At 36.7% G+C, this 8,270-nt stretch carries 13 protein-coding genes; 6 read left to right on the forward strand and 7 right to left on the reverse strand.

Annotation, left to right across the window (positions count from 1 at the left end; all coding sequences use genetic code 11):
- Positions 1–221 precede the first annotated feature (221 nt).
- A complete protein-coding gene (nadS, locus tag FTU58_RS13670; protein WP_000369781.1) occupies positions 222–494 on the reverse strand; it encodes a NadS family protein in 273 nt (90 codons plus the stop codon).
- The gene (locus tag FTU58_RS13675; protein ID WP_000897307.1) at positions 487–807 is read right to left on the reverse strand and encodes a type II toxin-antitoxin system RelE/ParE family toxin; all 321 of its coding nucleotides are present in this window, start codon (positions 805–807) and stop codon (positions 487–489) included. The genes nadS and FTU58_RS13675 overlap by 8 nt, the downstream gene beginning before the upstream one ends.
- Positions 808–946: 139 nt before the next feature.
- On the opposite strand from FTU58_RS13675, the gene FTU58_RS13680 reads away from it, so the two are divergent.
- The 3 genes from FTU58_RS13680 (at position 947) to FTU58_RS13690 (ending at position 3,314) form a co-directional block, all read left to right on the forward strand.
- A complete protein-coding gene (locus tag FTU58_RS13680; protein WP_001180106.1) occupies positions 947–1,366 on the forward strand; it encodes an SMI1/KNR4 family protein in 420 nt (139 codons plus the stop codon).
- A 722-nt stretch (positions 1,367–2,088) separates the two neighbouring features.
- The gene (gene repM, locus FTU58_RS13685; RefSeq protein ID WP_026438545.1) at positions 2,089–3,021 is read left to right on the forward strand and encodes a replication initiation protein RepM; all 933 of its coding nucleotides are present in this window, start codon (positions 2,089–2,091) and stop codon (positions 3,019–3,021) included.
- Positions 3,018–3,314, forward strand: coding sequence for a hypothetical protein (locus FTU58_RS13690; protein ID WP_163167926.1), 297 nt, complete (start codon positions 3,018–3,020; stop codon positions 3,312–3,314). Before repM ends, FTU58_RS13690 begins: the two co-directional genes overlap by 4 nt.
- Here FTU58_RS13690 and FTU58_RS13695 read toward each other — a convergent pair.
- On the reverse strand, positions 3,311–3,595 hold the full coding sequence (locus FTU58_RS13695) for a hypothetical protein (protein ID WP_004871868.1): 285 nt from the start codon (positions 3,593–3,595) through the stop codon (positions 3,311–3,313). The genes FTU58_RS13690 and FTU58_RS13695 overlap by 4 nt on opposite strands.
- A gap of 363 nt (positions 3,596–3,958) precedes the next feature.
- Between FTU58_RS13695 and mobQ the strand changes: the two genes are divergently transcribed.
- The 3 genes from mobQ (at position 3,959) to FTU58_RS13710 (ending at position 5,873) form a co-directional block, all read left to right on the forward strand.
- Positions 3,959–4,930 carry a MobQ family relaxase gene (gene mobQ, locus FTU58_RS13700; protein WP_180006216.1) on the forward strand — a complete coding sequence of 324 codons (972 nt, stop codon included), beginning with the start codon at positions 3,959–3,961 and terminating at the stop codon, positions 4,928–4,930.
- Positions 4,927–5,424, forward strand: coding sequence for a hypothetical protein (locus FTU58_RS13705; protein WP_180062590.1), 498 nt, complete (start codon positions 4,927–4,929; stop codon positions 5,422–5,424). The genes mobQ and FTU58_RS13705 overlap by 4 nt, the downstream gene beginning before the upstream one ends.
- Positions 5,425–5,621: 197 nt before the next feature.
- On the forward strand, positions 5,622–5,873 hold the full coding sequence (locus tag FTU58_RS13710; protein WP_004969151.1) for a hypothetical protein: 252 nt from the start codon (positions 5,622–5,624) through the stop codon (positions 5,871–5,873).
- Between the two features lie 23 nt (positions 5,874–5,896).
- Here the strand turns inward: FTU58_RS13710 and FTU58_RS13715 are convergent, their stop codons facing one another.
- The 4 genes from FTU58_RS13715 to FTU58_RS13730 all read right to left on the reverse strand — a co-directional run bounded on the left by FTU58_RS13715 (position 5,897) and on the right by FTU58_RS13730 (position 7,954).
- Entirely contained in the window at positions 5,897–6,211 is a 315-nt protein-coding gene (locus tag FTU58_RS13715) for a BrnA antitoxin family protein (RefSeq protein ID WP_096902543.1), read from the reverse strand.
- On the reverse strand, positions 6,174–6,485 hold the full coding sequence (locus FTU58_RS13720; protein WP_096902542.1) for a BrnT family toxin: 312 nt from the start codon (positions 6,483–6,485) through the stop codon (positions 6,174–6,176). The genes FTU58_RS13715 and FTU58_RS13720 overlap by 38 nt, the downstream gene beginning before the upstream one ends.
- Before the next feature lie 234 nt (positions 6,486–6,719).
- A complete protein-coding gene (locus tag FTU58_RS13725; protein WP_218945242.1) occupies positions 6,720–7,067 on the reverse strand; it encodes a hypothetical protein in 348 nt (115 codons plus the stop codon).
- Between the two features lie 62 nt (positions 7,068–7,129).
- Complete coding sequence (locus FTU58_RS13730) at positions 7,130–7,954, reverse strand: NYN domain-containing protein (protein WP_180048571.1); 825 nt, start codon at positions 7,952–7,954, stop codon at positions 7,130–7,132.
- Positions 7,955–8,270: the final 316 nt, after the last annotated feature.

Below are 8,270 nucleotides of genomic sequence, written 5' to 3' on the forward strand. Positions count from 1 at the left end.
TGTCTTAACGAATGCGGATAGAATGCATAAACTTACCTAAAAAATAAAATTCAGTTTTATGATAACTTTACTGTTAAAAGAAGTCTAGACAACCTTGTTTTATGCTTGGATATAAGGCTTATTTTAAAATAATAGTAGTGAAGATTTTCTAAAATTAACATAATACACCTTATACGAAATAAAAATGGGAGCCTTAAGCTCCCATTTTTTAAGTAATTTTTTCAAATAAGGCTTGGGTGAGCATCTAAAATTCGAATCAATGTAGCTGCTGGTCCAGTTGGATAGCGTCGTCCCTGTTCCCAATTTTGCAGGGTACGGGGGCTAATATGTAGACGTGCAGCAAATTCATTTTGGCTCAAGCCAGTTTTTTCACGTACTTCTTTAATATCAGGCAATTCGAGTTCTGTAACTCGGCTTGCTTTAACTTCTTTACGTTTGATAGCTCCAGCTTCTTTGATTGAAGCAACCAAGTCATCAAATAAGTTGTTATCCATGAAATTGCTCCTTCACGAGTTGGTGCAGAATGGCGGTTTCCTTATCTGTTAAATTATCTTTTACTGATTTTGGATAAGCCACTAAGAAAAAGATCTGATCATCCTCGGTGACCCAATAATAAATCACCCGTATCCCACCACTTTTCCCTTTGTTACCTTGAGCACAACGTACTTTGCGAATACCACCGCCATTCTTGATTAGGTCACCTCTATCAGGCTGTACCAAAAGATCTTGCTGAAGTTGACGATATTCCTCATCAGATACAAGGTCTTTAATTTGCTTGGTAAAGATGCTGGTTTCAATAAATAACATGGACTCTTTATACGTCAATGGCGTATTTGAATTTTAGCAGTTTCCATAACAAAAAACGAGAGCTGGTAGATCTCGTTTCGCATAACAGCCATTATGTTAAATTGTAGTAAGAACTTTAATGCGATAGAGCAGAATGTATATGCAAAATAAGCTTGATAACATTATTCAAGAATTAAAAGAACTATCTGGGAATAGTCGTCTAAACATAGAACTACCTGATGATATTTTCATATCTGCTTATGAACGAAAAATAGGTTTTATTTTTCCAAAAGATTATAAAAAAGTTTTGAAAGAGATTAGCAATATCTTTTATGGAACAATTGAATTAGCGTCTCTTACAGATGAGAAAGAATGCTATCGAGGGCTATCTCAGATATTAAATGATGCTAGGGAGCAAGGTCTGCCAGAAGATTGGCTACCTATTTGTGAAGATAATGGTAGTTATTATTGCCTATCTCCTAATCATAAAATTAGATATTGGACAGCAGATGGATATAGCGATGAGCAGTGGGAAGATTTAGCAGATTGGATCAAGCAAGTTTGGATAGATGGAAATTAAGAATTTCTAAAATTAACATAATACACCTTATACGAAATGCGTTATAATTATCTATAGAAATCAATGCTGTAGTTTCTAGTTTATAGCCCGAACATCCCTGTTCGGGCTTTTTTTATGATTTTTCACGTTCCACGCCTATTATTTAAGCAATGTTTCACAACTTTGATTAGCTCCAGTAAATAATTAAAACCTAGATAATAAGAACCGAGCGAGTGTCTACGAGCGATTGAGCATCATCAAAATTTCGCCCTCGCCTTTTCTCTGATTACAAGCTCCCTTTCGATTTTAAACGGTAGGTACAGAGCATCCCGAATGGGTGCGAACTTTGGAGCTTTTGCTTTTCAAAAAGTATGAGCGAAGCGAATACATTACAAATGCTTTTGCTTTTAGATTTCACAAATAGGATTAACCAAAAACTGCCCCACGAAGCGAGGAACGAGCTTCAATAGAGTACGAGCTTTAGCGAGTACCTAGGGCAGTTTGCACTCCCCTCTCGAAAGGCTTTTAATTATTTTTAAAGCTTTTAAATGCTTTTAGATAAGCTGAAAACATTGATATGAGAGGACTACAGCTTATATAAGCACACAAATTCTCTTGTATAAGCACACAAATTCTCTTGTATAAGCACACAAATTCTCTTGTATAAGCACACAAATTCTCTTGATTTACACACATAAAATATATAGTGTGTAAATACACATTAATAATAACGTGTATTTAATATGAAGAATGGTTTAGTTGTGAAAGATAATGCATTAATAAACGCCAGTTATAATTTAGAACTAACGGAACAGCGTTTAGTCATGCTTGCAATCATTAATGCAAGGGAATTAGGGCGGGGTATTACGGCAGATAGCAAACTAGAAATACATGCTAGTGACTATGCAAAACTATTTAATGTATCACCTGATGCATCCTACAAAGCCCTGAAAGATGCCGTAAATAATCTATTTAACAGGCAGTTTAGCTATACAGCCGAATATAAAAAAACAGGGAAGGTAGGTATCGTTCGCTCTCGCTGGGTAAGCCGTATTTTTTATGTAGATGATTTGGCATTACTAGAAATTACTTTCGCACCTGATGTAGTTCCTTTAATCACTAGATTAGAAGAACACTTTACAAAATATGAAGCCAAACAAGTTGCACACCTAACCAGTAAGTATGCCACTAGACTTTATGAGTTATTAATCGCTTGGCGTGAAGTTGGTAAAACACCTGTTTTTGAACTACAACAATTACGTAAAAATTTAGGTGTTGAAGATGATGAATATCAACGTATGCACCATTTTAAAAGCCGTGTATTAGAAACTGCCATTACTCAAATCAATGAACATACAGACATAAAAGCCACTTATGAGCAACACAAGAAAGGGCGTACAATTACTGGGTTTTCATTCAAGTTTAAGCAGAAACAACAACCGAAAAAATTAGATTCTAAGCGTGACCCAAACACACCTGACTTTTTTATCAAAATGACCGATGCACAACGCCATTTATTTGCAAAAAAAATGTCAGAAATGCCTGAAATGGGGAAATATTCACAAGGTACAGAAAGCTACCAACAATTTGCTATCCGTATAGCAGATATGCTGTTAGAGCCTGAAAAATTCAGAGAGCTTTATCCAATTTTAGAAAAATCAGGATTTCAGCCATGATTAAATTAAATAACCTATCAACCGATCTAAAGCATGTGACCGTTGAATACCTCGACATCGTAAATTATGAAATTGCGAGGGAAAATATATGCGGTTATATCTTCCTATTATCCCGACTATCCAAAGATGCCGAACCCACCGAAAAAATGCAGATGGAAAGCAAAATACAGAACTTAATTTACTATCGGGATAATTTACAAATCGAGGACAAGGACAATATTCAAAAGGTTTTAAATACGCTCATTCCAGAGTATCAAGCCGAACAAAAAAACCAAACAGCTAAGAAAAATTAGGCTTCAATATCGGGCAAATCAAAAAGCTGTCGATCTCTATTTTCTGTTAAATATTCGTTGAGTTCAGCGAGTATTTTTTCTTTATTGGCTTCATTTGCCTGCATTTTCTTAATCAAGTAAGAACCGAGCAAAATTTTACGCCGAGTATCATCCTTGCGCTCCTGTTCTTTCTTTTTGGTACGTTCTCTTGCTTCAATAGCCTGTTTCTGTGCTTTTAACTGTTTCAGCTTCTCTAACTGGGCTTCAATTTTCTTTTCGATATTTTCAGCAGATTTAGTCATAACGATTAATTTCGGAATATAGAAAACCACTCAAGCATAAGACCCTATGAATTGAAATTCAAGCGGGTAATATGCTATCGTGTTTTTCATGAAATGCGCACTTACGACTTGAATTTCATTCAAGTCAAAAGATGCGTAAGGGAGACACCCCTTAACCCCAAAAGCAAAAGCAAGAGCGGTAAAGCAAATGAAGAAATACAATATTGATGAACAGCATATTTTTATATGCTCAAACTGTGGGAATGAATTTTTATACAAATTACCTAAAATTCTTATAGAGCAAATGAATGGAGTATCCATTCAAACTATTAGAAAAGAATGCCCGAAATGTAATCAATACGTGGATGCCACAAGGAAAATTTAATGGCGATTTACCACTGTACAACCAAAACCGTTAACCGCAGTTCGGGAAGAACTGCCGTTGCATCTATGGCTTATCGTGCAGGGGAAAAACTAGAAGATAAACGTACAGGGCTGACGCATGACTTTACGAGAAAGGATGGAGTCGCCCATACCGAAATTGTGTCTAATCTCAATATTGAAATTGACCGCAGCCAACTTTGGAACTTGGCGGAACAGTCCGAAAACCGCAAAGATGCCCGAACCGCCAGAGAGTGGGTAATCGCCCTACCCGATGAATTAGACGCAGATCAACGTAAGGACTTGGCAAAAGCCTTTGCCACGGCCTTAGTTGATCGCTATGGCGTGATTGCAGACTTAGCCATCCACGAACCCAGCAAAGGCGGAAATGATAAGAACCATCACGCCCATATCATGCTTACCACCCGAAAGGCGGAATTAGACCCTGAAAACAATCTGACTCTGACCACAAAGGCAGAAATTGAACTCAGCAACGCCAAACGAAAAAGCCTTGGTATGGGTACAACCCAAGACGAAATTAAACAGATTCGGGAAACGTGGGCAAACCTTGCCAATCGTGCTTTGGAACGAGCAGGCATACAGGAAAAAATAGATCACCGCAGCTATGCCGATCAGAATAACGGACTACAAGCCACCATCCATGAAGGCACTAAAGTCACCCAATTACGCAGAAAAGGCATAGACACTGAAATCAGCCGTTTTAATGACAATGTGAAACAGCAGAACGCCCAACAGCTTGACCAACAGAAACAGCAGAAAGAGAGCGTTTTACAGCGTGGTTTAAACCGTGTCGATCAAGGTTTTGATCAATGGCAGAAGAACCAAGAAACCAAACGTCTAGAACTGGAACGCCAAGCGGAAATGAAACGACAGCAAGAATTAGATAAACAACGAGCCGAGCAAGCACTCCGCAAGGCATCTCAAAAACTAAGTAGAGGCGGAATGTCATTATGAGTAATCAAAATGATTTAGATGACCAGTTATATATTTTATTGGCATCCATGAAGGAATATCGAGAAGCCATAGCAGACGATAAGAAGCGATTAGAGCAGTTTTACAACCAAGTCGCTAGTGGAGTGCTAGGCAAGGCTGAAAAATCGCTAGAAAACGCAAATAAGAAGCATACAGGTGCATTAAACAACAGTATTCAGGCATTAAACGAAGCTACAAACAGGCTCAACTTAAAACTTATCCTTATTTTTGCCAGCACGTTTGTGGCTGTGATGATGGTATTCATTTTGGCAATCTTCTTATACGTGCCAAGCAAAGACGAAATTGATAACCGTAGAGCTGATATGGCTTTACTAAAAAAATATCCGCTACAAATTAGAGAAAGTGATGGTGAAACATTGGTGAGAATCATGAGGAAAAATTGCTATTCGTTTGAACCGAGTAGTGTCAAAGAAAAAACGTATGACTGGTGTCAGATCGACCCTAAAAAATACTAGTTGATCGGTACTTTGCTTGGTTTTTCTTATTACTGATCAGATTACAGCAAGCGCAAAGTTGCCCGACTTTGAAACATGGCTAAAGCCATATTTCAAAGCATCGAGCTGAAATTTCGCATAAGAGATTTTATGTTAAATAAGACTATTAAGATCAGTTATAATTATCCAATAAGTGATTAAAAATAATAAGGTAATTTATGTCTACATGGGTGTGGGTACTTATTTATTTGGCAGTTAGCTTAATGTTCAAATGGATTATTTCATGGGGTGGAGCTGATTATATTAAAGGCTGGAAGAGTATCTTTTTCTTAGATATGGAATCAAGCTCATGGAATGAAGAACAGCTTAGAGCTATGGCTTTGTTTCTATGGATAGCATTTACCATTCTTTTTATTATAGGTTTAATTTACCCCGAATTTAGATTCTATAAGCTTAAAAATAGTTTGTAAAAAACGGAGCTTAAGCTCCGTTTTTATGGGTGATTTTTTAAATCATTCAGCATTGCATCACGTAAAATCTTATTCATACGTGTCTGATAGCCTTTGCCTTGTGCTTTTAGCCATTGCATGACATCTGCATCAATGCGTACTGTAGTCACTTGTTTAGTTGGCTTATAAAACGGATTTTGGACAGCATTTTTCCAAAAGCTTTCATCAAGTTCAGGAATGTCGGAAAAGTCTATTTCACTGTCTGCGCGTTTAGCCAGAGCTTCAAGTCTTGCCTTTTGTTCTTCAGACAAAACAGGAGGTTTATTCAAATCTACTTTGTACGTAACGGTTTTGCTCATACTGTTTCCTCTCTTTTTTCTCTGCCTGTCGTGCCGAAATAATGCGGATATGATCCATCCCATTATGGTCTTGTACTGTGTGGGCCACCAATAAAACAGCTTGCCCATGTACCATACCTATCGCTTGCCAACGATATTCACCATTTTCAAAGCGATCCTGTTTATATAAGGCATGAGCATCGTAAAAAACCAATGTCGCATCTTCAAAAGCTATACCATGCTTTTTAAGGTTTATTTCTGCTTTATGCTCATCCCATGAAAACTCAATTTCCATAGTTGCATCGCTTTTTGTTAATATAAAAATGTTAATACAAAATTGTAACTTTTGCAAAGTTCTTCCATTTTTTATTGGCAAAAGCTTACAGAATCGAACATAAAAAAGCCGACTTGTTTCAAAGTCGGCTTTTTACGGATTTTAGGGTTGAGTGTGAAGTTTTAAGTCATTGATTTTTATATTAATATACAAGTGTATTGCGTATAACCACCATTATGTTAAATGGGGGTATATTTATGCCTCATTAAACTTATATCCACACTTTAGACACGCATAGTTATTGAGGATATGCTGATCAATAGCACGCCCTGTAACAGCACCTGCTGTAGCTCCAGCTGTGCCACCTGCAAGTGCTCCAGCAATTGCTCCAGCTACAGTCCCAACAGCAGCGCCGGTAACTATGCCAACAGGACCAGCAATAGCCCCTAGCATAGCTCCAGCTTTCCCAGCAGCAGCTGCACCACCTATTGCGGCAGCTGCACCACCAGCTGCACCAGCAGCGCCACCTAGGGTAGCACCAGCGCGTTTTCCATAATTAAGTTTATCAATATTTGTTGAATTACATTTTGGACAGGTTGTCATAATTCCTCTTTATTAAATATCTTCCTTAAATTTAAGAAAGCTAAAATTAACATAATAATTTGCTATTTTATCTTTTTTAAGCGGACATATAAGTTCTTATGATCACTGGTACTGGTTGGTCTTTCTTCTACATCAAAAACTTTTGTATATGATTTCACTAAATCTCCAAGTTTTTTAAAACCATATGTACGAGGGTCAAAATCAACTTGTAGAAGTTTCCACTGTGAGCCTAAAGAAGCTACAGTAATCCATTCAGTATCATGTGCATCAAAAACTTGTTTGATTTTATCTAATGGCAAATTAGAGCTAGTTTGAGACTTAGTTTGACTAGCATCTTTACTACTTGTATTAGCTATTTCTTTCTTAATAGTTGATGGTTCTTCTTTTGCTTGAACTATAGGATGTTGAGCAGGTGCTTCGTAACCAGTTAAGTTTTCAACATAAGTGAAGTGTGAACAAGCATTACGAAATGCTTCAGGAGTTTGTTTTTTCCCGAATCCATATACCGTTGCTCCTTGTTCTTTTATACGAATAGCTAAAGCAGTGAAATCGCTATCACTAGATACGATAGCAAATCCATCGATGCGATCTGTATAGAGCAAGTCCATTGCATCGATAATCATAAAACCGTCAGTAGCATTTTTCCCTGTTGTATAAGCAAATTGTTGCATTGGTTTAATAGCTAAGTTGTTAATTGCTTGCTTCCAACTACCATTTTGATTAACGAAATTTCCATATATACGTTTTACTGTTGCTTCACCATACTTGGTTAGCTCATTGAGAATATTTTCGATATCTTTGGCTGACGCATTATCTGCATCTATCAGTACGGCTAATTTTGATGTTTTTTCTTCTGTTAAATTGAAGATTGTTTTTGATACAGCCAAAGTCTTTACCCCGAGATATTAAAATAAATGAAGATTATAGCTTTTATCGTTTAATGATATTTTATTTTTACAAGTAAAAATAAAGATTTAGCTTATTTGAAATTAATAAGTTTCGCTAAAATTAACATAATACACGTTATACGAATTCCCAAGGCATGGCTTTTAGTCATGCTTTTTTTATCAAAAGACTATACCTGAATGATAGCGAGCCAAATCGCATACAATATCTATCATTAGACTTAATGCAATAATTAAATGATAGTATTATCATTAATCTAATAGAATTAAGATTAAATGATAGAAATGAATACACGTA

This window comes from Acinetobacter sp. YH12120 (genome assembly GCF_013418795.1).
GTDB classification, from domain to species: domain Bacteria; phylum Pseudomonadota; class Gammaproteobacteria; order Pseudomonadales; family Moraxellaceae; genus Acinetobacter; species Acinetobacter towneri.